Genomic DNA, 25,632 nt, shown 5'->3' on the forward strand with positions numbered 1-25,632 from the left:
ATCGCGAAATTTTCTGAGAAGCGAAAGATTTCCATATGGATTTAATCCAGCTTTTAACTTCGTTTGTTGCTAACTTCAGACTTATTCGAAAATGCTAACGCTTCCGATGGTGCATCCATGCACCGCGAAAGCTAAGCTCACATCCATGTGAGCATCACGCTATTTTCTTCAACGTCCTCAATCCAAATTGAGTCTTTTAGCTCTTTAAATTGTCACGAATGCAGTCAAATCGAAGAAAAATAATCCCAGTGTAGATGCAACAGCGAACTTCCAAAACATAGTGAAGTTTCACAGTGTGAAACGCTTTGAGCGAGAGGCATGGATGCTGAACGGGCCGCTTAACATAGATGTTATTTGTTTTGGCAGAGCTTACAGGAACCTATTGGTTTATATGAAGAATGTCGTTTATTGCAGTTGTATCTGCATAAAAGGTCAATCTTTCACATCTGAACCATAAGGATATGATTAATGTCAGTATGATGAAGGAGCATCATTGACCAAGTAATCGCGACATTCCGTTCATTCTGAACATCCCAGCGGCAGGCAATGGGTTAAACGGAAGTCATGGACTACTGAAGAAAAACCAATATAAATGAAGTATTGAGTTGGTGTCCTTAAAACTTTTTTGCCAATTTATTCCACACAGACCAATCTAATCTATTAGTTTTTCATTAAACTATTGATTTCATATTTAAGGCTCAAAAGAAATACCGCTAATCACTCGTATAAAAAGCGTTATATCTATTGTAATGGTCTACTCTAGGTCTATGATGCGACACCTTATGGATAGTGAGCTTATAGTAGCCCCTGGAGATAGGCTTCGAATAAATCTAATTGCTTTTGCTAGGTCTTGTGTTTCAATTTTAAATTTATTATCAATACGCCCATCATTAGTCATATCGGTATCTACAACACTAGGGCATAAACAACAAACCTTTACCCCAAAAGGAAGAAGTTCGTGATATAGCGATTGGCTATAACTAACAATTGCGGCTTTTGTCGCTGAATATGCTGCAATCTTAGAGACTGGCACCAAACCAGCAGTAGAGCCAATATTATATATTTCCCCGTAGCCTTGCTGTTTCATTTTCTCCGCTACTAAATTACAAGCAGTGATTGTAGATAATAGATTTACGTTTACCAACTCAGAAAGTTTAGCTAAGGAAAGGTCAGTATTACCAGCTGCCAAGACGCCAGCACTGTTAACCAGAGTATCAATTTCTTCATGCTTTTTGATGATTGATGTAATAGCAGTTTCAACTTCAGGTGGGTTATTGAAATCGACTGGCATTGTCTCAACTAGGCATGATGAATAGTGTGACTTGAGCTCTGCTTTAGCCTGCTCAAGGTTTTCATTATTTAAGGAAAGTAACACCAAAGTGTATCCTTCCTGAGCAAAGTAATGAGCAATAGTTTTACCAATCCCACGACTAGCGCCTGTGATTATGGCAACTTTAGACATAGTGTCCCCCTAAACGATGGAGTAAGTGTGTTGTTAGGATAATTTGCTAAATAGTTTTCAAAATAAGAACTGATCTTTGCAAATTCTGATAGTTGCTCTTTAGCTCAACTCGAGTCTTGTTCAGCGGTAGATGCTCGTAAATATCCGTAAATCCGCATTTGCTTCTCTTTGAGTGTATTTTACATAGGTGCTTAGATAGTGATGCATAATATATATTAAAACCGAAAATAAGTAGCGAAAAAAAGTAGCCACCCATTGTTAATGCTTTATGGACTGATACTAACCAAACGCCGCACTTTATCTAATCATTCCTTTCGATATTAAGTATAGGTAGCTTTGTGACGACTTAACATCGGCAAAAATAAGCTGAAACACCTAAATACCATCAAATCTAGCTAACTTAATACTTCCTCAGACGTTCACGATAGTTCAGCCATGTTTGTTCACTTGCGTGCACAGTAAAAGGCCGTTATGTTATTGGTTAATAGTGGGTGGCTTGTTTACTTCTGTATTTTCCAAGCTTCGTTTGGATTAACGTCGTGGCGCTTAGCCCACACCAGACTAAAAGGGAGTGAACTGCGACTCCCTCTTACTTTTCGCTAAGAGCTACGCCCCGCAGCCCCGACGAAAAATGCTGAAAAGCGCATAATTTTCGATAGGGGTTTTCATAGCTTTAACCTTCTTTTGCAGCCTGCCCCGGCAAGCTGCCAAAATCACTAACGCTTCCGATGGGGCGTCTGATGTATAGGAATTACAAATGTCACGATGGCATAGATGACAAAGAGTGACCCTTCCCCTCGAAAGCTAGCTGGCATCTTAAGTACAGGATGCACTAAATGCCTTGAAGCACATGGATGTGCGAGAAAGGCCATGTCTGGGCTCATGCGATTTTCTTGCTTACCTTAATTTAAATGTATCATTCAAAGCCTAAGAAAAATTTCGGAACATTTGCTAATTCTAATAAACCTGCGGGTACCACAAATCCCCATAGAAATTGCTGAAATGCGTTGAAGAAAATAGCGTAAGCCTGACAGGACGTCAGGCTAGCTTTAGTTGGCCATGGATGGCCTATCTAAAGTGTTAGCTATTTTCGAATAAGCATGAGGCTTGCTCGCTTTTAAGAGCAATTTCGTAGGGGCGGCAAGGGATGTCGAGAAGGGAAATGCTGTTGTTTCCCTTTCGTCGGGTATGAGCGAACCGCCACGACTTCAAAACATATAATTAAATGATTTATATCAATGATATAAAAACTCACAATGCTATAAATTAAGGTTATTATGATAAATTTCAATTGATATGCTTTGAAAAATAAATGGAGTTAACTTTGAATAAGGTTCTAATTAGTTTAGTTTTTTTACTTATAACAGGTTGTACAAGTGTCAATGTCGAGCAGCTTGACCCCAAAATGCAAGTAAGTCACGTATGTATTGAAGAAAACCCCAAAGTGATCGTTCACGACTTTTTGCCTGTTGTTCAAAAAGGTTTTAAACGTCATGGAATAACAACAGAAGTTTATACAGACAGTATGCCAAACTATTGTGACTACCATTTGAACTACACCGCTTTGAAAACTTGGGACATGGCTATGTACATGCACCATGCAGAGTTATGGCTATATCGTGGACTAGATAATATTGCTTATGCCGAATATCACCTTAACGGTAAAGGTGGCTTAGCCTTAAATAAATGGGCAAGTGTAGACTCGAAAATGGATCCCGTTATTAATCAACTTTTATCGGGTTATTCACCTGAGCTCGTAAATGCTTACCGCAAAACTATACCAACTAATGAATCAGAAAAGGAGTTGGTTTCGGAAACCAAAGAGGATCAATTAAGACAGTTGAAAAGATGGTTAAGTGAAGAACTAATTACTCAGGAAGAGTACGAGCTAGAAAAGCAGAAAGTTCTTTCTAAAAAATTATGAATACTGTGAGAAAAGTATTCTGAAAATATGCACCGCTGAGTATTAAAAGTCCTTATTAGAATCCAATAGGTGTCTAATATTTAAACTAACTATAAAAAAGGCGACCAATGGTCGCCTTTTTGCTGTTAACTCAGTTGAGGTTTAAGTAAAACTTAACCTAACTTAACGCGCGCATTACGGAACATACGCATCCATGGGCTGTCTTCTGCCCACTCGTCTGGGTGCCATGAGTTAGCAACGGTTCTGAATACACGCTCTGGATGCGGCATCATGATGGTTACTCGACCGTCTGTTGTCGTTAGTGCAGTAATAGCATTTGGCGAACCATTCGGGTTTTGTGGGTATTGCGTTGCGATTTGACCGTTACCGTCAACATAACGCAGTGCCACTGTACCTGATGCTTCAGCTGCTGCTAATGCTTCAACAGATTTAAATTCAGCGCGACCTTCACCGTGTGATACGGCGATTGGCATGCGTGAACCTTCCATTCCTTCGAAGAAGATTGAAGGACTCTTTTGCACTTCAACCAAACTCGCACGGGCTTCAAAACGCTCTGAACGGTTACGGACAAAGTGTGGCCAATGCTCACTGCCCGGAATGATTTCTTTCAGGTTAGATAACATCTGACAACCATTACAAACACCCAGCGCTAATGTTGCATCACGCTCAAAGAACTGAGAGAACTCACTGCGAGCACGCTCGTTGAACAAGATTGATTTAGCCCAACCTTCACCCGCGCCTAATACGTCACCGTATGAGAAACCGCCACAAGCCACTAGGCCTTGGAACTCTTCAAGGCTAATGCGACCCGATAAGATGTCTGACATATGAACATCGCGGCTTTCAAAACCTGCGCGGTCAAATGCGGCTGCCATTTCAACGTGAGAGTTAACGCCTTGCTCACGAATAATCGCCATCTTAGGTGCTGCGCCTTTTAAGATATAAGGTGCTGCTACATCTTCACTTGGGTTAAAGCCTAATTTAACTGTTAGACCTGGGTCTTTAGCTTGCTGTTTAAGCTCAAATTCTTCTTTGGCGCATTCTGGGTTATCACGCATGGCTTGCATACGGTAAGTGGTTTCTGACCACATAGTACGAAGCGATACACGCGAATCACTGAATACTGCACGTTCACCGTCAACCACTGTGATGTTATCGTCGGTCGTTAATGTCGCAACACTATGGCAATCAACGCCAGCGGCGGCAAATTGCGCTTTAATCGCTGCGCTATCAGCTTTAGCCACTTGGATAACCGCACCTAGTTCTTCGTTAAATAAACGTTCAAGGTCGTTACCTTTAAGCGCTGCTAAATCGATATTTAGGCCAGTGTTACCAGCAAATGCCATTTCCACTAATGTGGTGAATAAGCCACCGTCACTGCGGTCATGGTAAGCCATCACTTTTTGCTCAGCCACTAATGGCTGAATGACTTCAAAGAATCCACGTAAGCTTGCAGCATCATCTAAATCTGGCGCAACATCACCCAGTTGGCTGAATACTTGTGCTAAACAAGAACCGCCTAAACGGTTTTGACCTTTGGCCAAATCAACCAATAACAGCTCAGTTTCGCCTTTGTTTGTGCGAAGCTCTGGTGTAACAGTATGACGAATGTCTTTTACCACACCAAAAGCAGTTATAACTAACGACATTGGCGATGTGACTGTTTTGTCTTGACCTGCATCATTCCACGCAGTCTTCATCGACATTGAGTCTTTACCCACAGGGATAGTTAACTCAAGCTCTGGACAAAGTTCTTCACCGACAGCTTTTACTGCTTCATAAAGACCCGCATCTTCACCTGGGTGACCTGCTGCTGACATCCAGTTAGCTGACAATTTAATGTCTTTGAATGAGCCAATATCAGTACCAGCAATGTTTAAGATTGATTCTGCTACAGCCATACGCGCTGATGCGCCAAAATCAAGTAGTGCAAGCGGTGTACGCTCACCAATCGACATAGCTTCACCAGCGTAGCTGTCAAAGCTTGACGCAGTAACAGCACAATCGGCAACTGGAACCTGCCAAGGGCCAACCATTTGGTCACGGTTAACTAAACCCGTCACTGAACGGTCGCCAATGGTGATAAGGAATGATTTATCTGCAACCGTTGGTAAATGTAGGATACGAGAAACCGCATCTTTTACATTTATTTCTGCTTGATTAAGCGCTGGCGATTTAGCTTTAGCTGACACCACATCACGGCTCATTTTAGGTGCCTTGCCTAATAGCACTTCAAGCGGTAAATCAATTGGCTTGTTGTCAAAATGGCTGTCTTCGAGCGTTAAATGTTGTTCTTCAGTTGCGTCACCCACTACAGAAAAAGGTGCACGTTCACGCTCACAAATCTGTCTGAAGGTTTCTAAGTTTTCAGGCGCAACAGATAACACATAACGCTCTTGAGATTCATTACACCAAATCTCAAGTGGGCTCATGCCTGGCTCGTCTGAAGGCACGTTACGTAAGTTAAACAATGCGCCACGGTCAGCGTCATTCACAAGCTCAGGGAAGGCATTTGATAATCCGCCAGCGCCCACATCGTGAATAAATTGAATTGGGTTGTCATCACCCATTTGCCAGCAGCGGTCGATCACTTCCTGACAACGGCGTTCCATTTCTGGGTTTTCACGTTGCACTGAAGCAAAGTCTAAATCTTCACTAGATTGGCCTGATGCCATTGATGAAGCAGCACCACCACCTAAACCAATGTTCATTGCTGGGCCACCTAAAACAATAAGCTTAGCGCCTACGGTGATTTCGCCTTTTTGAACATGATCTTCACGAATGTTACCTAAACCACCAGCAAGCATAATTGGCTTGTGGTAACCACGAACTTCAACACCGTTGTGGCTTGATACTTCTTGCTCGTAAGTACGGAAGTAACCCACAAGTGCTGGACGACCAAATTCGTTGTTAAAAGCAGCGCCACCTAATGGGCCTTCTGTCATAATTTCTAACGGAGTAACAATACGGCTAGGTTTGCCGTAATCGCCTTCCCATGGCTGTACAAAACCAGGGATTTTAAGGTTTGATACGCTAAAACCAGTTAAGCCCGCTTTAGGTTTTGAGCCACGACCTGTAGCGCCTTCATCACGGATTTCACCACCTGAACCTGTTGCCGCACCTGGGTATGGGCTGATGGCTGTTGGGTGGTTATGGGTTTCAACCTTCATCAAAATATGCATTGGCTCAGTGTGATAGTTATACACACCGTCTTGATCTGGGAAGAAGCGCCCTGCCACACTGCCATTCATCACGGCTGCGTTATCTTTGTATGCTGATAACACGTTATCAGGTGTCACCTCAAAGGTGTTTTTAATCATTTTAAATAATGATTTTGGCTGAACTTCACCGTCAATAGTCCAGTCAGCATTAAAGATTTTATGACGACAATGCTCTGAGTTTGCTTGAGCAAACATCATTAATTCAATGTCGTTAGGGTTACGGTTTAAACGTACGAAGTTATCGACTAAGTAATCAATTTCATCTTCTGCTAGGGCTAAACCTAGTTCTACGTTGGCAACTTCTAATGCACGGCGACCTTCAGCAAGAATATTAATACTCTTAAACGGTAGCGGCTCAGTGCGTTCAAATAACACTGATGCTGCGGCAAACTCAGGTAAAATCACTTCAACCATACGATCATGGATTAAGCCTTTTACTTGCTCAAGTTGTTCGGTAGTTAATGAGGTACCGGCAACGTAATAAGCTACACCACGTTCTAAGCGTTTTACTTTGCTTAAGCCACAGTTTTTAGCGATATCGGTTGCTTTAGATGACCAAGGAGAAATGGTGCCAGGACGAGGGGTAACAAAAAATAACGAACCTTCTGGCGCATGAGATTCGATAGCAGGCCCGTAAGTTAAAATCGTTTCAAGCTGCTGATACTCTTTATCATCAAGCTTGTCACTTAAATCGGCTAAATGGATATACTCAGCGTAAATTTGCTCAACAGGAAGGGCTGCGCTTTCGCAGGCCTCCATAAGCTTTTGAACTCTAAAAGCTGAAAGTGCTGGGGCTCCGCGAATGATCTCAATCACGTCAATTCACCTTATTGATTATATTGGTAGGGTAAGAATTGGCGCTATTATAGGGAATCAGACTATATAAATCACCTAAGAAGGCTTGCTAGAACAGTGTTTCCCGTTAACGAAAACAATCAAAAATAAACTGCTGAATATCGTGTTATTATTTCAGCAACAAATTATGATAATTTTATTTTTTTAAATTCGAATTTACTAATAAATTCAACCGTATATTTTAACAGTTACCACCAGCAGACTAGGTGAAATACAAAACTACTGCTACAGTATATTTATACCGTAAAGGTTAACGCTGTTATGTTAATTCAGGTTATGGACAATCTGATTAGCAAACCAGCATCGATATAGGCATAAAACTAGCCGCAATATCAGAGCAAGCAACACTTAATCTTGCCTAGCGATACGCAGCCATAACAAGACTATTTATCATTAACGGATTTAACAAAGAGGGATATGAGTAAACTCTTAACGATAGTCTCTATCATTTCAATCAACTTTTTACTCAGTGGTTGTCATCGTGCTGACATTACTATCACTGACTATGTTGAACAGCTCCCGCAGCGTACCGTGTTAAAGGTAGGGACGCTTTACGGCTCACAAACTTACCTTAATTCAGACCAAGGTGAGAGTGGCTTTGATTATGAAATGGCCGCTAAGTTTGCTGAATATCTCAATGTTCCTCTTGAAATGGTGCCCTACCATAATCGTCAGCAGCTATTTGAAGCATTACGCCAAAATGACATTGATATTGTGGCCGCAGCGATCACAACGACTAACAATCGACGTGAGCAGTTTCTTCTCGGTCCCACATTATATGAAGTCAACCAAGTCTTAATATACAAGTCAGGGAACCTTAAACCACGAGACTTTAATGATCTACAAGGTGACATTAGCGTTATCTCAGAGTCTGCCGCGGTCGATACCTTAATTAAGTTAAAGCAATCCAACCCGAACTTGTCTTGGAAACAAATTGTTGATGGCGACAATGAAGAGCTATTTTCAATGGTCGCCTCAGGCGAAGTGCTTTATACCATTGCAGATTCCAACAGCTTACTGATCAACCAACGCTACTTACCTGAACTACGTGCAGGTATTGTCCTTGATGAGAAAACCCAAGTGGTGTGGTTACTGCCACCAGTTAACAGCGATTATTTACTGAGTTCATTACTGTCTTTTTGGCACATTCAAAAACGTAATGGCACCCTAGAGCACCTTAACGAAAAATACTTTGGCCACGTAAAGCGTTTTGACTATGTGGATACTCGTGCTTTTATTCGTGCTATCGACAATGTGTTACCAGAGTATCAAGCACTATTTGAAAAGCATGCTGGCGATTTAGATTGGCGTAAACTTGCTGCAACCGGTTATCAAGAGTCTCATTGGAACCCGCACGCCCGCTCTCCTACGGGTGTCCGTGGCATGATGATGTTAACCCAACCAACGGCAAGCTCTGTTGGTGTCGATAATCGACTTGATGCTGAACAAAGTATTCGAGGCGGCGCGATATACTTACAAAAAATGATCGATCGTTTGCCTGAGTCTATTCCTGATAGCCAGCGAATTTGGTTTGCTCTTGCGTCATATAATATTGGCTTAGGTCATGTTGAAGATGCACGTAAAATCACTCAAGGTATGGGGAAAGATCCCAGCGCATGGCGCGATGTAAAACAAGTTTTACCGTTATTGCAGCAGCGTAAGTATTACAAAAATACTCGTTATGGTTACGCAAGAGGCAACGAAGCTGCCCATTATGTTGATAATATCCGTCGTTATTACGACACCTTAGTTTGGGTTGATAATCAAAATAAAGAACAAGCGATGCTCGCGGAGTCAAAAGCCAAAGAGGCAAGCGAGCAAGAATCGACTACCGAAGAGCAGCAAGATGATAAGCCTAACGAGCTCCTTAAATCATCGGCGCAATAAACTCATGCACACGTCAAGAAGTGTCATTTAATAAAGCATTCATAATTACTTGGTATTAATAGTGTCAGGACATGATACTGACGTTTGAGTGCCCTACTGAATGAGAACGCCTGACTCGCCATTAACGTTAAGCGACAGGGCTTTACTGATGCAATTAAAAGAAAGATTCAGGGGGTTATAAGACATTCGTTCTAATGTCTTCACTTATACCTTATGTTCTAATAGCTTATGTTCTAATAGCTTATGTTTTAACATCTTAGGTTTTAACATCTTAGGTTTTAACATCTTAGGTTTTAACACAATCGGTTTTACGGCCTGAGACTTTAACGAATAACTTTTAACGAATAACTTTTAACGAATAACTTTTAACGAATAGATTTTAAATAACAGATTTCAACAAGTTAACAGGTGAAATATGAAAAGAAATAATAACGCTCGCCGCCGTAATATCATTAAGCTAAAGCAGCGCAAAATGCTTAACCGTCAAAAACTATTCTTCGCCTTTTTGCAGCAACAAGTCTGATTGCGTTTTTAATTGTTTTTTTAACGCTTTTTTCTCTTCTCGGCGTCGCTTAAAAAACTGACTTAATTGGCTCGCGCATTCATCAGCTAATACGCCTGAATCCACGCTAAGTTGATGATTAAAATGCGTGTCTTGTAGTAGGTTTATCACACTCCCCGCCGCGCCCGTTTTTAAATCTTTAGCACCAAAGACCACTCGTTCAATTCGACTGTGGACCATCGCGCCTGCGCACATTGGGCATGGTTCTAAGGTAACGTACAACGTGGCGCCTAACATACGGTAGTTTTCAAGCACTTTGCCTGCCGCTCTTATGCACTGCATTTCAGCATGGGCACTAGGATCATGCTCAGTAATACTTAAATTAAATCCTGATGCAATAAGCACATCGTCTTTGACCAAGACAGCCCCAACAGGCACCTCACCTAATTCTTCAGCTTTAGTCGCCAGCGCTAAAGCCACTCGCATCCACTTTTCATCTTGAGCTGCACGTACCGCTAACTCTTCAGCAGTTAATGGCTTAGCCTGACTCCTTTGCTGCTTTTGGCTGATATGGACTTTGTTTTCTAACGTCATGAGTATCTCTTAGGCTTTGCTATGTTTAACTTGTTGCATATAGCTTAATCATTAAATCTTATCGTGTATGGCAATACATCAAACTTCATTAGATTATACGGCAAACAGCAATAAATTTATCTCAATAAAAAAGGCGCCTAAGCGCCTTTTTTAATTAATGGAAACTTATTCCCATTCGATTGTCGCAGGTGGCTTACCTGAGATATCGTAAACCACACGTGAAATACCATCGATTTCATTAATGATTCGGTTCGATACACGACCTAAGAAGTCGTATGGTAAGTGTGCCCAATGCGCCGTCATAAAGTCGATAGTTTCAACTGCACGTAGTGAAACAACCCAGTCATATTTACGGCCATCCCCCATAACACCTACAGAGCGTACTGGTAGGAATACAGTAAAGGCTTGGCTGACCTTATGGTAAAGATCTGCTTTATGCAGTTCTTCAATAAAGATAGCATCAGCTAAACGCAGTAAGTCACAGTACTCTTTTTTCACTTCACCAAGAACACGCACACCTAAACCCGGTCCAGGGAACGGATGACGGTAAAGCATGTCGTATGGCAGACCTAGCTCTAAACCAATCTTACGGACTTCATCTTTAAATAATTCACGTAAAGGTTCTACTAAACCCAGCTCCATATCATCTGGTAGTCCGCCTACATTGTGATGAGACTTAATCACGTGGGCTTTACCGGTGGCGCTGCCTGCTGATTCAATAACGTCAGGGTAAATTGTGCCTTGCGCTAACCATTTAGCATTGACACATTTCTTTGATTCTTCATCGAAGATATCAACAAATACATGACCAATAATTTTACGTTTAGCTTCTGGATCAGCTTCACCAGCCATCGCGTCTAAGAATCGATTTTCAGCGTCAACATGGACAATGTTCAGTCCGAAGTGGTCACCAAACATTTCCATCACTTGATTAGCTTCGTTTAAACGTAGTAAGCCGTTATCCACGAACACACACGTTAATTTGTCACCAATGGCGCGGTGAAGCAGCATAGCGACTACTGATGAATCAACACCGCCAGATAAGCCTAAGATAACTTCATCATCACCGATTTGTTTTTTCAAACGTTCAATTGCATCTTCGATAATTGAAGAAGGTTTCCAGTTGGCATCACAACCACAAATGTCTAATGCAAAGTGCTCAAGCATGCGCTTGCCTTGACGAGTATGGGTAACTTCTGGGTGAAATTGAACGCCGTAAAAACGCTTGTCTTCATTCGCCATTGCAGCATATGGACAGGTTTCTGTTTTAGCGACAGTCACAAAACCTTCTGGGATTTCAGAAACTTTATCGCCGTGACTCATCCATACATCAAGCAAAGGTTTGCCTTCAGCGCTAATCGCATCTTCAATGCTTTTAAATAACGCCGATTCAGTTTGAATTTCAACTTGTGCGTAGCCAAACTCACCTTCACCTACACCTTGAATCACTTTACCGCCAAGCTGCTCAGACATAGTTTGCATGCCATAACAAATGCCTAAGACAGGCACGCCGGCATTAAATACATATTCAGAGGCACGTGGTGAGTTTTCTGCGGTCACACTTTCTGGACCACCTGCTAAGATGATGCCGTTTGGAGCAAATTCTTTAATTTGCTCCTCAGATACATCCCAAGCCCAAAGCTCACAATAAACACCGATTTCACGAATACGGCGGGCGATTAACTGCGTGTATTGCGATCCAAAATCTAGGATCAGGATTTTATGCTCATGAATGTTGCTCATGGGATACCTTATATCTGGGTTTACTTTTAAAAACAGTATTCTTCGTAGGTGTACTTCAACCTTGTCTCATTGTGTATTGTTAGTCACCACTGACGAGAAAAGGTTGAAAAAAAGCGGCATAACAATATGCCGCTTTATGATTTAAGAACCGCTACGATAATTCGGCGCTTCTTTACTGATCGTAACGTCATGAACATGAGACTCGCCCATACCCGCTGAGGTAATTTTTACGAATTCAGCTTTTTCATTTAATTCTTTAATGGTGGCGCAACCCGTCAGACCCATACAAGAACGTAAACCGCCCATGTGTTGGTGAATGATTTCTTTTAACTTACCTTTATAAGCAACACGCCCTTCAATACCTTCAGGTACTAATTTGTCAGCAGCGTTGTCGCTTTGGAAGTAACGGTCAGAAGACCCTTGAGTTTGCGTCATCGCACCTAATGAGCCCATACCACGGTATGACTTATAAGCACGGCCATTGTATAGCTCTGTTTCACCCGGTGCTTCTTCAGTACCCGCAAACATTGAACCTGCCATGATGCATGATGCACCAGCAGCTAAGGCTTTAGCTAAGTCACCTGAGAAACGAATACCGCCATCAGCAATAACTGGGATATCTAAATGTTTAACCGCTGCTGCAGCGTCAGATACCGCTGTAATTTGTGGCACACCCACACCAGTAACGATACGAGTGGTACAAATAGAACCTGGGCCAATACCCACTTTAACGGCATCAACACCAGCGTCTACTAGGGCTAAAGCGCCTTCAGCAGTGGCGACGTTACCACCTACGATTTGTAAATCAGGGAATGAGGCGCGAGTATCACGAATACGTTGCAGCACACCTTCAGAGTGACCATGAGATGAATCAATCAGCAATACGTCAACACCCGCTTTAACGAGCGCAGCAATACGCTCTTCGTTGCCAGCACCTGCGCCAACAGCTGCACCAACACGTAAACGACCTAATTCGTCTTTACATGCATTAGGCTTACGCTCTGCTTTTTGGAAATCTTTAACCGTGATTAAGCCTTTTAGCTTAAAGTTATCGTCAACCACTAATACTTTTTCAACGCGGTGTGAATGCATTAGTGTTTGCACTTCATCTAACTTAGTCCCTTCAAGCACAGTCACTAGACGATCTTTCGGCGTCATAACTTGCTCTACAGTACGGCTCCAGTCAGTAATGAAGCGAACGTCACGGCCAGTAATAATACCCACAAGCTCATTAGCATCGTTAATCACTGGATAACCAGCAAAGCCATTGCGTTCAGTTAATTCTTTTAACTCAGCAAGTGTGGTGCTTGGCGTGACGGTTACAGGTTGTTGAACGATACCCGCTTCGTAAATTTTAACTTTACGAACTTCTTCAGCTTGTTGTTCAATCGTCATATTTTTATGAATAAAACCTAAACCACCTTCTTGCGCCATGGCGATCGCTAAGCGAGCTTCAGTGACCGTATCCATTGCAGCAGAAACGATTGGGGTGTTTAATTCAATTTTTTTAGTCAGACGAGTTTTTAGAACAGCGGTATTTGGGAGGACGGTTGAGTGAGCAGGCACAAGTAGTACATCATCAAATGTTAGTGCGTCATTTCTTAATCTTAACATGCAACATCTCCCAGAAAGTGTAGGGTTTGGAAAGGGTAAATATTGCGGCGGGATTATACCTTGCATATTTAGGTTGGTAAATGGAAAATAGTTAAAAAATACTCTTAGTCGGTTGAATTTGATGAAAAGCTCGAAAAATAATGTTTACACGGTTTCCCGTTTAAACGGCGAAGTCCGCCAGCTGCTTGAAGGTGAGCTAGGTAAGGTGTGGCTTGAGGCCGAAATCTCGAACTTTGTTTCCCCAAATTCAGGTCATTGGTATATGACATTAAAAGACAGTCGCTCACAAATTCGCTGTGCGATGTTTAAAGGTCGTAATCAAACCGTGCCATTTAAACCTGTTAATGGCCAACAAGTATTAGTTAAAGGTTCTATCAGTGTTTATGAACCTCGTGGCGACTATCAATTACTTTTAGAGTCAATGCTGCCAGCTGGAGATGGATTACTTGCACAGCAATATGAAGCGCTTAAGCTTAAATTAGCAGCCGAAGGCTTATTTGCAACAGAAACCAAGCGACCATTACCGCAAAATATTCAACGAATTGGTGTTATTACCTCTGCCACTGGTGCTGCGGTTAGAGATGTGGTTAAAGTGCTTTCTACTCGCGACCCGTCAATTGAAGTGGTGGTTTACCCAACCCAAGTACAAGGCGCGACGGCAGCGAAACAAATCATTAATGCAATCTCCACGGCCAATAGACGTTTAGAGGTCGACATTTTATTGCTTACCCGCGGTGGTGGCTCTTTAGAAGATTTATGGTGCTTTAACGATGAAGACTTAGCCCATGCTATTTATAATAGCGCCCTGCCCGTTGTCAGTGCGGTAGGTCATGAAATTGATACCACTATCAGTGATTATGTCGCAGATGTAAGAGCTCCGACGCCTTCTGCTGGCGCAGAGTTATTATCAGATGATAAAGGTAATAAGACCCAAAAGCTTAACTTGACCTTTTCACGGTTACGACAATCAATGCGCCATTACTTATTACATCAAAGTACGCAACTCAGTGAATTAAGCCACCAGCTACAACGTGAAGATCCTAAAAGGCAGCTACAACAACTTGAGCAGCGCTTTGATGAAATGCAGTTAAAGCTTGAATCAGCCCTGCGTCATAAGCTTGCTAATGCAACATTAGCTCAGCAACAACTTAAGAGTCGACTGCAACAGCGATCACCCGCTCATAAGCTAACCTTAGAGCAAAACAAAGTGGGTTATCTCACCAATCGTTTAAAAGAAGCAATGAAAGCAAGGCTAGTAAATGCCAATCAGCAAGTGAATTACAGTGCGCATCAACTAGAAACCGTTAGCCCATTAGCGACATTAAGCCGTGGTTACAGTATTACTCGTGATGGTAAAGGCAATATTTTACAAAATGCCCAACAGGTAAAAGCGGGCGAAACGCTAACGACCAAGCTGCATCAAGGTGAAATTAAATCAGTGGTGGTGTAATTGGCCCCAAACGGCCAATGATAGAAATCACTGATAACAAAATCCCGCATTAAGCGGGATTTTGTTAATTGGTTTATGACTTTCCATCGTTGCAAGTTTAATCAGTATTGTTATTTAATCGCTTTGTTGGTAACACTGTTCGCTGTACACCTAACAACAAGAGTATGAATAACGAAGTCCACGTCATACTGCCGCCACTGACATGCACCTCTGTTTCAATCACTTCAACGTATTCTTCCTCATAAACCGTATCTCTATCACTACTTTCTAATGGTAATGCATATAATCCATCAGACTCTTCACTACTTAATGTCGCCACAATGTCCTCGTACCCGAGTTCATATAAATCAATCAACACATCGTAATAATCAGTTTTATAACCTTGAGCTAATGTCGTTAATACTTCGTAATCGTCATCGGTAGCATCGCCATAGATAGTAAACACATCGGTAGAGTAATAGTGCTCCCAAGGACCTCCATTACGGCTTAAATAAAGTTCGGCATAAACATTAGCCGCCTCTCCTTGAGTAAAACCATAAACATCGGCATCAAAGGTCACGCTAAACGTTTGGTAAAACCCATCTTCATCTAAATCATCAAATAAACGACTATAAGCGGCATAAATGTCAAAATCTCGATAACCGACGATAGCCTGTTGATTTACCTGAGCCTTTTGTATTTTACTTAGCCCTGTGCCATTCGATAAGCTTTGCGCTGTAGGCAAACCTTGTTGCACTTTTTCAGACATGACGCCACTTGCCCGAAGCGCTATGATCTCGCTGCGGCTCAGTTTCTCTGCATGATTTTTTCCTGCGGACTCACTAGCTTGTCGCTGTTGCTTCTCTTTTAACACAAGTTCATTCAGGGTACTTTTTTGTTGTTCAGTCAATACGCCATGTTGAGCCTTAAACGGATCCCCCTGCTCAATGCTTGAGAGTTGACGCCCCTCACTGACAATTATGCTTTGCTGTGAAGTACTTGCCATTGCTGACATCGAAGCAACGCCCATCACTAGCATCAAAAAACGACTTATTGAGCTTATAGCGAACAATCTAATACGTCTTAAACATGGGTATTGTCTATTCATGTGTGTTCCCTCTTAATTGATATCACAGCCATCAATGGGTGATTGAATCACCGTGATTCCGTATCGTTAATGAGGGTTATTTAAGAACACTGAAAATGAATGCAAGCTGAACAGTGGAAGTAGAATATTGATAACAAGTTCTAGTTAACCATCAGAAATTGGTGATTAAATACAATTAAACGGCCATTCATCTTACATTCATATTCGCCGCGCAATACTTCATTTTCACAAAGGGAATGCAACTTCATACATAGCAGATGTTTCTATATTGAAAGGGATCTTTTACACTGATGACTGATTTCAAAGATAAATATTGAATTGGATTTGGCAATGAGCAAAGTAACAATGAAATTAAGCATACCTGTGTTAACGCTAATGTTGAGCTTTCTCAATATTGGATTAACCCAAGCTGCGCCTATTTCAGCTGTTTCTACTATCGCATGGGGACAATCAACTCATCATGCTTCTCATCAAGCACCGAACCAAAATAAACGAAATCAACCTAAGAAATTAGCAATCAACAGTTCACAGCAAGCGGCACAAGTTGCTAAAAGGCAATACGCTGCCAAAGTGCTTTCTGTTCAGTCAACATCAGTGAATGGTTCTCCTGGCTATCGAGTCAAACTGCTTTCTAATAAAGGCATGGTGTTTTACGCCACCGTGAATGCACGTACCGGTTCAGTTTCGAGGAATTAACCATGAGAATATTGTTAGTTGAAGATGATTTAGGCTTGCAAAGAAACCTAACCGAGCATTTACAAGCTGCTAATTACAGTGTCGATATATCATCGGATGGTGAAGATGGCTTGTTTCAAGCAACAGAATATCCCTACGATGCTGCTATTATTGATGTGGGTTTACCTAAGATTGATGGATTGAGTTTGATTACTCAGTTACGCAATCAACAAATTGATTACCCTATTTTGATCCTCACCGCCCGAGATGGTTGGCAAGATAAGGTCCTAGGGTTAGATTCTGGCGCCGATGATTATCTCACCAAGCCGTTTCAGCCAGAAGAGTTGGTTGCTCGCTTGAATGCGCTTATTCGCCGCTCAGTAGGTCAGGCAAGTCCTATTGTTTCTAATGGTCCATTTAATTTAAATACACGCACGCTTGAACTAACCCATAATCAAGAGTCAATTATTCTCAGTAGCTCTGAATTTAAATTATTCGAATATTTCATGTTGCATCAAGGTGAAGTGATTTCTAAACCAACTTTGATAGAGCATATTTATGATCAAGATTTTGATTTAGACTCAAATGTCATTGAAGTTTTTATTCGCCGTTTACGAAAAAAGCTCGACCCTAACAGTGAATATAAATTGATTGAAACCTTGCGTGGCCAAGGCTATCGCTTACGCGCGTTAAGTTAATCTTATGCACACTAAAATGACGAGGTTTATCGCAAATCAATTATCTAAGTTGACTCATTTAGTGCAGCTTAAGAACAAGTCATTTTCGTTAAAATCTGCCCAGCTAGATTCGCTTAAGTTAAGGCTAATGCTTAGCGGGTTATTGCTAATTGTGGTGTTATTGCCATTAATTGGTGTGACAGTTAATAGCGCTTTTCAGCATCAAATAACGCAATCAATTAACCAACAATTACGTGCTTATGTTTACTCTGTGTTAGCTGTAGCAGAAGTGAAAGATGATAGCGTAGTCATGCCTAATTATTTACTCGAAAATCAATTTAATGTGATTGGCTCAGGTCTATATGCTCTTATTACTACTGATAATCAAATGGTGTGGCAGTCAGAGTCTTTCTTTGGGTTAAGCCTCCCAACGCCAGCTAAAACAGAACTCGCGCTGCCTACTCCACCTATGGGGGAAGGAAAGCTGACTCAAGTAAGCTTTGATGACTTGGCAGGCAATGGCGATAACAATCATGTGGTTTATAGTTTCAGTGTCAGTTTTGAAACACCCAACGCGCCGCTACCTATTACAGTCCATATCATCAAGGACGATGCTGATTATCAAAAACAGATCAGCGAATTTAGCGCTACATTGTGGACTTGGCTGATTATTTTGATGCTTGTATTAGTGCTAATCCAAGCAATTTGGCTATTCTGGACGTTAAAACCCTTAAACCAATTTACGCGTGAGCTCGCCTTGGTAGATCAAGGTCAGCAAACTCGACTGAACTCTAACTACCCAGCTGAACTAAATGCAGTCGCAAAACAGCTCAATGTTTTACTCAGCACTGAACAACAGCAACGTCAGCGATATCGAAATGCACTAGCCGATTTAGCCCACAGCTTAAAAACCCCATTAGCAGTATTGCAAAGCCAAAGCGATTTAAGTGAAGACTCTAAAGAACAAGCAAGCAACATTAACAACATCATCAGTTATCAGCTAAATAAAGCAAAAATGTCAGCCAATACTGCATGGCATTTAGGGGTAAGTATTGATGAGGTCGCAGGGAAGCTGATTAGAACATTATCGAAAATTCATCAACACTCATCATTAGATATTGATTATCAATCACAAGCTGGGTTGATATTTAAAGGTGATGAAACGGATCTAAGCGAAATGTTAGGTAATTTACTCGATAACGCCTGCAAAGCTGCGAAGTCTCAAGTGTGTTTGTCAGTAACGCAATCGGAGTCATGTTTATTTTTTATTATTGAAGATGATGGTAAAGGCTTAACGGAGCAACAAAAAGAGACCATCTTTGAACGTGGTATGCGTGCTGATACTTACCACCAAGGTCATGGCATTGGACTTGCCATTGTGAAAGATTTAGTCACGAGCTATGAAGGTACACTCACTGTAAATGAGTCCGCCGAATATGGCGGTGCTAAATTTATGCTCAGTTTTGCTCGCTGATATTATTGGGTAGCTGACCTGCTGCTAGACTTTTGCTAAGGATTGCTAATCTATTATCATAAATGGCTAGCGTATTGCTAAAAACTGCCGCTAATGCTTTCTTCTAAAAACTCGTTTTACTCAACCTCGTTGCTGTTACTGCCACTATGTTTTACTGCAAATAGTGCTTTTAATTATTTGTTGCTCATCCTTGTGGTCACTTTTCTATTAATTTCTACGCTCATAATGGCCGCTTTCATCTTACGTTCATTTTCACTTGGTTAAGCTAGTTCTATCATTCGCAAAGTATCGATATTCGATATCTGGAGATTTTATGAGACGACTGCATTTTCCACATAAGCTACTCAAGGCTGGCATTATCAGTCTGAGCTTGCTGGTGCCTTTCTCGGTCATCGCCTCTGACAATAATGACACGCAGTATCAACAAACTCTGCCATCTGAAGCTGAATTGGCGCAAATGCTCGCGCCAATAGCGCTTTATCCTGATAGTTTACTGACGCATATTTTAATTGCATCGACATACCCGCTAGAAGTTGTACAAGCTCGTCGCTGGGAGGAACAACACAAGCATTTATCAAGCGAGCAGAAGATGCTGCAAGCTGAATCACAGTCATGGGATCCAAGCGTGACCGCATTAGTGGCCTTTCCTACAGTACTTGAAAAGCTCAATGAAGACTTAGCCTGGACTCAACATTTAGGGGAAGCATTTTTACAAGATGAAGCAAGTGTTCTTGCAAGTATTCAAACACTAAGACAACAAGCAGATGATGCTGATAGCTTCGATAATATGGATAACATGACCGTTACCCGTGTTGAAAAACAAATCATCATCGAACCGGCAAAACCTGAAGTCATTTACGTGCCGGTTTATGGCCCAAGAATTGTATACGGTCACTGGCGCTGGCATGCTTACCCACCAGTCTATTGGCATTACCCCGCTTACGCCTACTATAGACCACATCGTCCGATATATTGGGGGCCGAGTGTATACATCAACTTTAATTATTTTTTTGGTGCAGTCCATTGGTCACATCATCGAGTTGTCGTGGTTAATCACCGTCACACCCGTTATTACCGTAAGCCACATAAAATAGCTTATAGCAGCGGCTCAAAACGTTGGAAGCATAATCCGACTCATAGACGAGGTGTTGCGTATAAGTCGCCGAAAGTCAGCCACCGCTACGATAAGCTACGTCATAACAAGGTCAAGGTGGCTCATCATTCAACTAAACATGGCATCAAAAGCAGCCAGCTTAATAAATCACACTATGCCAAGCAGTCGCAGCAGCAAAGAGTCAATAAAGCGCTGAAGCACAATAAGTCTCATGCTGTCAGTAAATCGGTTAAATCCGATAAAGCATACAAGGCAACTACGGCGAATAAAGCGGCGCATTTGAACAGAAGCACACACGTGAACAAAAGCGCCCATGGAAATAAAAGTGCCCATAAGTCGACAGCCTCTAAAAGCCCGTCGAACGTGAAAGCATCAAGCCATCAAAATAAGGTGAAATCACATCAAATGAAAACTGCAGCGAGCTCAAAACAGTACGCTTCGAATCGTACAAGTGCTACCCGTTCAAATACTCATAAAACGATGACCCAATCAAGAAATTCATCTTATAAAGCGTCAACTCAAAGGATGTCGTCTCAAAGAAGTACAGCTCAACGAAGTCATCGTACAAGCGCACCTAAACAGAAAGTACGTTAAATAGTGAGCTATAAATTTCTGCCATAAAAAAAGCCTGAACATCATTCAGGCTTTTTATTGGCAATAAATGTCCCGTCCTGAGATAAGTTGACACTTTGGAGACTTATCTATGAAACCTTCAAGCGCAATCAGCGTTAAACGAACACAGCGTGATTACACATTAGGCTTTAAATTAGCCGTCGTCAGCCAAGTAGAAAAAGGCGAGCTAACCTATAAGCAAGCTCAAGAGCACTACGGTATCCAAGGTCGAAGCACCGTCCTTACATGGTTGAGAAAGCATGGTAGATTAGACTGGACACTCCCTACTGAGCACTCTCCTATGTCTAAAAGTAAAGAAACCCCAGCCCAGAAAATTAAACGATTAGAGAAGCAAGTTTCCAATCTAGAAATGAAAAATATGATTTATGGCGATATGGTTGAACTGTTAAAAAATGAATATGGTATCGATTTAGAAAAAAAGTACTTAGCCGAACGCTCTGGATTGCCAAAGAAAAAGGCACGGTAAAGCTAGCGGCAGCGAGTCGGCAATTCAATTTATCAAGACAAGCGATTTACCAATGGAAACAACGTGCTGAAACAAGAACTGAAAGGCTTAAACCCGTTATGTCTATGGTGAAGTATTGGCGCCAGTTTATGCCAAGATTGGGGACACGTAAGCTCTACCAGCTCATCAAGCCACAGTTGGTTGAGCAAGGCATAAAACTCGGTCGGGATGGGCTATTTCAATACTTGAAACAGCGAGATATGTTGGTGATGCCGAGAAAAAACTACACCAAAACAACGAATAGTCATCACTGGCTTAGAAAGCATCCTAATTTGCTTAAGGACAAGATTGTTGAACGAGTAGAAGAAGTGCTAGTTAGCGACATCACCTACGTGAAATCAGATGAAGGAACACATTACTTATCGCTGGTGACAGACGCATATTCTAGAAAAATAATGGGGTACGAGTTAAGTCATGAGATGAAAGCGAGCGATGTCGTCAAAGCGCTGGATATGACGGTAAAGAGTCGTCAAACAACAGGTCATATCATTCATCACTCAGACAGAGGGATGCAGTATTGCTCAGAGGAATACCAAATGGCATTAGCAGCCAGCGGTATGACGCCATCAATGACGGATGGGTATGACTGCTACCAAAATGCACTGGCTGAGCGTGTGAATGGTATTTTAAAGCATGAGTTTTTGCTTTATCGCTGCCGAACGATGGAGGAGCTCAGGGCCTTGGTCAAGGAATCGGTAACAATTTACAATGAATTACGACCGCATCTTAGTTTAGGGATGAAAACCCCAAACGAGGTGCATGAAAAAGCCAGTAGGGAGTACCAACTGGCTTAACAAAAACCGTCAACCTATTTTAGGACTAGACAAAATACCGTTTAATACTACTTTTTACGGCTGTTAATATGGCTCATAGCGCGTTTACGTCGACGCTCTTGGCTAATCGTTAGCTTTTCGTTCTTACCTTGGAACGGGTTCGCACCTTCTTGGAAACGAATTTGAATCGGCGTACCAATCACTTTTAATGAACGACGGAAGTAATTCATCATATAGCGTTTGTATGAATCCGGTAATTTGCTCACTTGGTTACCATGCACCACGACGATTGGCGGGTTATATCCACCTGCGTGAGCATATTTCAATTTAACACGGCGACCATGCACTAACGGTGGCTGATGATCATCTTGTGACATTTGCATAATACGTGTCAGCATTGAAGTACTCACACGACGAGTCGCACTGTCGTAAGCTTCTTCAATAGACTCATATAAATGGCCAACACCTGTTCCATGAAGTGCTGAAATAAAATGAATGCGGGCAAAATCAATAAAGCCTAAGCGGCGATCAAGCTCGCTTTTAACACTTTCTTTAAAGTCTTGGTCAAGACCATCCCATTTATTCACTGCTAATACAATTGCACGCCCTGCGTTTAACGCAAAACCTAATAGACCAAGATCTTGCTCTGTAATACCGTCTTGCGCATCGATAACAAGCAGAACAACGTTTGAATCCTCAACCGCTTTCAGGGTTTTAATAACAGAGAATTTTTCGATTGTCTCATGCACTTTGCTACGGCGGCGAACACCTGCAGTATCAATCAACACGTACTCACGACCTTCACGTTCCATAGGAATATAAATACTGTCACGAGTCGTACCGGGTGCATCATAAACAACAACACGTTCTTCACCTAAAATACGGTTAGTCAGCGTTGATTTACCTACATTGGGTTTACCGATAATAGCCAATTTGATTGGCAAACTTTGCAAGCGCTCTTGCTCAGCTTCAGCTTCTTCTTCGGTATACTCACGAACTTCTTCGTCTTGCTCGTCTGTTTCTTCACGCTTGATACCCATCGCTTCCGCATACGGTGCTAGTGAGTATTCAATCATGTTTGTGACACCACGACCTTGAGCCGCTGCCATTTGGTAAACTTCACCTAAACCCAGTGACCAAAATTCAGCACAAGCAGAATCAGCATCAATACCGTCAACTTTGTTTGCAACAACGAAAGTCGTTTTATCACGGCTTCGTAAATGTTCAGCAATGGCTAAATCCGCTGCTGTTAAGCCGGCACGAGCATCCGTTAAAAACAGTACAACATCAGCTTCTTCAATCGCCGCTAGCGACTGTTCAGCCATTTTGGTTTCGATCCCTTCTTCAGTGCCATCGATACCGCCAGTATCAACCACAATAAATTCGTAACCAGATAAAAAAGCACGACCATATTTACGGTCACGAGTTAAACCTGGAAAATCGGCGACAAGCGCATCTCTTGTGCGAGTAAGACGGTTAAATAAAGTTGACTTACCAACATTAGGTCGCCCGACAAGGGCCACTACAGGGATCATGATTTTGCCTCTAAAAACTTTTAAATAAAAAGCCCCCGGAACACACTTCCAGGGGCTCTAATAGGGTTTCTGGTTTAATTATGGCAGAACAACAGTCGCTAGCTTTCCGCTACGACCTTGTACATATACCTTGTCTCCAACCACAACCGGTTGTGAGAATAAACCATCACTATCAACCTCAACTCGCCCAGCTACTTCGCCAGTGTTGCGGTCGATAAAGTGTAGATAACCTTCAAAGTCACCTACAACAATATAAGAACCAATAACGGCAGGAGATGTTAAGCTACGGTTTGTTAACGTAGTATTACTCCAAAGCTCTAAACCATTTCGTCTGTCTACTGAATAGATACGACTATGGTCATCAACTAAGTATAGTCCAACACCTGCATAGGCCAATTCATTAAAGCTTGAATACTTACGTGTCCAAACAACACGACCCGTTCTCAGCTCCATTGACACTAAGTTACCATTGTAACTTACCGCGTATAAATTATCGCCCAAAATTAACGGTGTCATGTCCACATCGGCCATACGAGTAAACTCGTTACCACCGGTTGGATTATATACCGCTTGTTCCCAAGCAACTTGACCGTTATTTTTTACTACTACCGCTATTTTACCATCAGCCGTACCAAGGAAGAAACCACCAGAATCATATGCTGGAGAACCTGTTCCACGAAGGGTCAAGTTAGGTAGTTGCATTTCATGACTCCATAACTTGGTGCCATCTGCAATTGAAAAAGACTCCAGGTTACCATCACTGGTATGCACTGCGACAGAATCTTCCGATACCGTAGGAACTGACAGTAACTCACCACTTGCTATAGCGCTCCACTGGGTTTCACCCGTTTTTGCATCTAAAGCAACTAATAAACCTGACTCACCACCCACAAATACTTTGTTACGGCCAACGGTTACACCCGCAGCGATACGCGCTTCTTTTGTTTTAGCCAGCGCAGTATCTTTAAATTCTGACGCTAAATCTTTACGCCAAGCTACTTCACCAGTTTCTTCATTATAAGCAACAACTGTCCCATTACGATCAGCGGCATACACGTGACCATAAAAAATAGCTGGTTTTAACTGCGAGTAGTAATCGCCTACACCATTGCCAACGTTTACTTCCCAGTTCACTTCAGGAAAGACAGTGGCTTGAATTTCTGTAAGTTCTGTTACGACTTCTTCTTCGGTATCACTTGAAGAGCAAGCCGATAGCATTGCGACACTTAATCCAGCAGCAAGCAAGGTTTTGCATAAAGACTTCATTCGGCTAATTCCTTATGCCTTGTTTAAATTGTCTAGCTTCATTTGTAGCGCAGGGCTTGCTAATGCACCGCCATTATCAATTGCAGCTTGATAAGCAACTCGTGCTTTATCCATATCGCCTTGACGCACTAAAAAGTCACCTTTCAATTCATCACGCTGTGCATTAAATGCTTCATCTGTCACTTGATCTAATGTTGCAAGTGCAGTGCCTAAGTTACCTTGCTCAGCTTGAACTCGTGATAAACGAATTGTTGCTAGTGACGCTAAAGAAGCACCTGGATTTGAAGCAATAATTTTTGTAAAAGCAGTTTCTGCTTTATCTAAATCACCCGCTTCAACAGCTGCTTTTGCCGCCATTAACTCTAGCAACGCTTGGTAACCTTGTTGATCGTGTTGTTGACCAAACTCGCTCACTGCAGCCATTACCGCTGCGCTATCAGCTGAATTAGCACTGATACTTTGGAATGCTTCAGAAGCGGCTTCTGCATTTTCTAATTTGACGTCAGAATAATAGTTCCAACCGTATAATCCACCCAGACCTACTACAGCGCCAACAATGATTGAGCTGCCGTAATCTTTCCAGAACTGCTTAATAGCATCGACTTGTTGTTCTTCTGTGCTATAAATTTCCACGCGCACTT

At 42.0% G+C, this 25,632-nt stretch carries 17 protein-coding genes; 8 read left to right on the top strand and 9 right to left on the bottom strand.

Translation table 11 applies throughout. The features are described 5' to 3' along the window. Positions 1-754: 754 nt before the first annotated feature. Positions 755-1,462: an SDR family NAD(P)-dependent oxidoreductase gene (locus SJ2017_RS15320; RefSeq protein WP_080916294.1), complete on the bottom strand. Its 708-nt coding sequence runs from the start codon at positions 1,460-1,462 to the stop codon at positions 755-757. 1,324 nt (positions 1,463-2,786) lie between these two features. On the opposite strand from SJ2017_RS15320, the gene SJ2017_RS15325 reads away from it, so the two are divergent. After that, entirely contained in the window at positions 2,787-3,386 is a 600-nt protein-coding gene (locus SJ2017_RS15325; protein WP_174567609.1) for an Sbal_3080 family lipoprotein, read from the top strand. 152 nt (positions 3,387-3,538) lie between these two features. On the opposite strand, the gene purL is transcribed toward SJ2017_RS15325, so the two are convergent. Further along, positions 3,539-7,420, bottom strand: coding sequence for a phosphoribosylformylglycinamidine synthase (gene purL / locus SJ2017_RS15330; protein WP_080917495.1), 3,882 nt, complete (start codon positions 7,418-7,420; stop codon positions 3,539-3,541). A 459-nt stretch (positions 7,421-7,879) separates the two neighbouring features. Between purL and mltF the strand changes: the two genes are divergently transcribed. After that, a complete protein-coding gene (gene mltF / locus SJ2017_RS15335; protein ID WP_080916295.1) occupies positions 7,880-9,349 on the top strand; it encodes a membrane-bound lytic murein transglycosylase MltF in 1,470 nt (489 codons plus the stop codon). 490 nt (positions 9,350-9,839) lie between these two features. Here mltF and tadA read toward each other — a convergent pair whose 3' ends face one another. The 3 genes from tadA to guaB form a co-directional block, all read right to left on the bottom strand. Further along, complete coding sequence (gene tadA / locus SJ2017_RS15340) at positions 9,840-10,445, bottom strand: tRNA adenosine(34) deaminase TadA (protein WP_080916297.1); 606 nt, start codon at positions 10,443-10,445, stop codon at positions 9,840-9,842. Positions 10,446-10,610: 165 nt separating this feature from the next. Next, a complete protein-coding gene (gene guaA, locus SJ2017_RS15345) occupies positions 10,611-12,188 on the bottom strand; it encodes a glutamine-hydrolyzing GMP synthase (protein WP_055025666.1) in 1,578 nt (525 codons plus the stop codon). A 141-nt stretch (positions 12,189-12,329) separates the two neighbouring features. Beyond that, positions 12,330-13,802, bottom strand: coding sequence for an IMP dehydrogenase (gene guaB / locus SJ2017_RS15350; protein ID WP_055025667.1), 1,473 nt, complete (start codon positions 13,800-13,802; stop codon positions 12,330-12,332). Between the two features lie 121 nt (positions 13,803-13,923). Between guaB and xseA the strand changes: the two genes are divergently transcribed. Then, the gene (gene xseA / locus SJ2017_RS15355; RefSeq protein ID WP_080916298.1) at positions 13,924-15,252 is read left to right on the top strand and encodes an exodeoxyribonuclease VII large subunit; all 1,329 of its coding nucleotides are present in this window, start codon (positions 13,924-13,926) and stop codon (positions 15,250-15,252) included. A 97-nt stretch (positions 15,253-15,349) separates the two neighbouring features. Here xseA and SJ2017_RS15360 read toward each other — a convergent pair whose 3' ends face one another. Continuing rightward, the gene (locus tag SJ2017_RS15360; protein WP_080916300.1) at positions 15,350-16,339 is read right to left on the bottom strand and encodes a choice-of-anchor H family protein; all 990 of its coding nucleotides are present in this window, start codon (positions 16,337-16,339) and stop codon (positions 15,350-15,352) included. A 330-nt stretch (positions 16,340-16,669) separates the two neighbouring features. On the opposite strand from SJ2017_RS15360, the gene SJ2017_RS21505 reads away from it, so the two are divergent. The 5 genes from SJ2017_RS21505 (at position 16,670) to SJ2017_RS15385 (ending at position 22,211) form a co-directional block, all read left to right on the top strand. Further along, on the top strand, positions 16,670-17,035 hold the full coding sequence (locus SJ2017_RS21505) for a PepSY domain-containing protein (RefSeq protein ID WP_244899705.1): 366 nt from the start codon (positions 16,670-16,672) through the stop codon (positions 17,033-17,035). A gap of 2 nt (positions 17,036-17,037) precedes the next feature. Then, positions 17,038-17,712 carry a response regulator transcription factor gene (locus SJ2017_RS15370; RefSeq protein ID WP_055025670.1) on the top strand — a complete coding sequence of 225 codons (675 nt, stop codon included), beginning with the start codon at positions 17,038-17,040 and terminating at the stop codon, positions 17,710-17,712. 127 nt (positions 17,713-17,839) lie between these two features. Next, the gene (locus tag SJ2017_RS15375; protein ID WP_244899809.1) at positions 17,840-19,165 is read left to right on the top strand and encodes an ATP-binding protein; all 1,326 of its coding nucleotides are present in this window, start codon (positions 17,840-17,842) and stop codon (positions 19,163-19,165) included. Positions 19,166-19,478: 313 nt separating this feature from the next. Further along, complete coding sequence (locus SJ2017_RS15380; protein WP_080916302.1) at positions 19,479-20,873, top strand: DUF3300 domain-containing protein; 1,395 nt, start codon at positions 19,479-19,481, stop codon at positions 20,871-20,873. 109 nt (positions 20,874-20,982) lie between these two features. Continuing rightward, a protein-coding gene (locus SJ2017_RS15385) for an IS3 family transposase (protein WP_156003307.1) occupies positions 20,983-22,211 on the top strand; the annotation gives its coding sequence in 2 pieces (ribosomal slippage) (positions 20,983-21,334 and positions 21,334-22,211; 1,230 coding nt in all). 47 nt (positions 22,212-22,258) lie between these two features. On the opposite strand, the gene der is transcribed toward SJ2017_RS15385, so the two are convergent. The 3 genes from der to SJ2017_RS15400 all read right to left on the bottom strand — a co-directional run bounded on the left by der (position 22,259) and on the right by SJ2017_RS15400 (position 25,624). Next, entirely contained in the window at positions 22,259-23,725 is a 1,467-nt protein-coding gene (der, locus tag SJ2017_RS15390; protein WP_055025672.1) for a ribosome biogenesis GTPase Der, read from the bottom strand. A 78-nt stretch (positions 23,726-23,803) separates the two neighbouring features. Beyond that, complete coding sequence (bamB, locus tag SJ2017_RS15395) at positions 23,804-24,991, bottom strand: outer membrane protein assembly factor BamB (protein WP_080916303.1); 1,188 nt, start codon at positions 24,989-24,991, stop codon at positions 23,804-23,806. Between the two features lie 12 nt (positions 24,992-25,003). After that, positions 25,004-25,624, bottom strand: coding sequence for a tetratricopeptide repeat protein (locus tag SJ2017_RS15400; RefSeq protein ID WP_055025674.1), 621 nt, complete (start codon positions 25,622-25,624; stop codon positions 25,004-25,006). Between the last annotated feature and the right edge of the window lie 8 nt (positions 25,625-25,632).

The sequence above is a fragment of the Shewanella japonica genome, assembly GCF_002075795.1.
GTDB classification, from domain to species: domain Bacteria; phylum Pseudomonadota; class Gammaproteobacteria; order Enterobacterales; family Shewanellaceae; genus Shewanella; species Shewanella japonica.

Bases quoted from the DNA above. Each gene is read 5' to 3' on its own strand.
- SJ2017_RS15375 (WP_244899809.1), top strand. From the start codon at position 17,840: ATGCTTAGCGGGTTATTGCTAATTGTGGTGTTATTGCCATTAATTGGT.
- SJ2017_RS15370 (WP_055025670.1), top strand. From the start codon at position 17,038: ATGAGAATATTGTTAGTTGAAGATGATTTAGGCTTGCAAAGAAACCTA.
- SJ2017_RS15320 (WP_080916294.1), bottom strand. From the start codon at position 1,462: ATGTCTAAAGTTGCCATAATCACAGGCGCTAGTCGTGGGATTGGTAAA.
- mltF (WP_080916295.1), top strand. From the start codon at position 7,880: ATGAGTAAACTCTTAACGATAGTCTCTATCATTTCAATCAACTTTTTA.
- tadA (WP_080916297.1), bottom strand. From the start codon at position 10,445: ATGACGTTAGAAAACAAAGTCCATATCAGCCAAAAGCAGCAAAGGAGT.
- guaA (WP_055025666.1), bottom strand. From the start codon at position 12,188: ATGAGCAACATTCATGAGCATAAAATCCTGATCCTAGATTTTGGATCG.
- xseA (WP_080916298.1), top strand. From the start codon at position 13,924: ATGAAAAGCTCGAAAAATAATGTTTACACGGTTTCCCGTTTAAACGGC.
- SJ2017_RS21505 (WP_244899705.1), top strand. From the start codon at position 16,670: ATGAGCAAAGTAACAATGAAATTAAGCATACCTGTGTTAACGCTAATG.
- guaB (WP_055025667.1), bottom strand. From the start codon at position 13,802: ATGTTAAGATTAAGAAATGACGCACTAACATTTGATGATGTACTACTT.
- SJ2017_RS15380 (WP_080916302.1), top strand. From the start codon at position 19,479: ATGAGACGACTGCATTTTCCACATAAGCTACTCAAGGCTGGCATTATC.
- bamB (WP_080916303.1), bottom strand. From the start codon at position 24,991: ATGAAGTCTTTATGCAAAACCTTGCTTGCTGCTGGATTAAGTGTCGCA.
- SJ2017_RS15360 (WP_080916300.1), bottom strand. From the start codon at position 16,339: ATGAATAGACAATACCCATGTTTAAGACGTATTAGATTGTTCGCTATA.
- der (WP_055025672.1), bottom strand. From the start codon at position 23,725: ATGATCCCTGTAGTGGCCCTTGTCGGGCGACCTAATGTTGGTAAGTCA.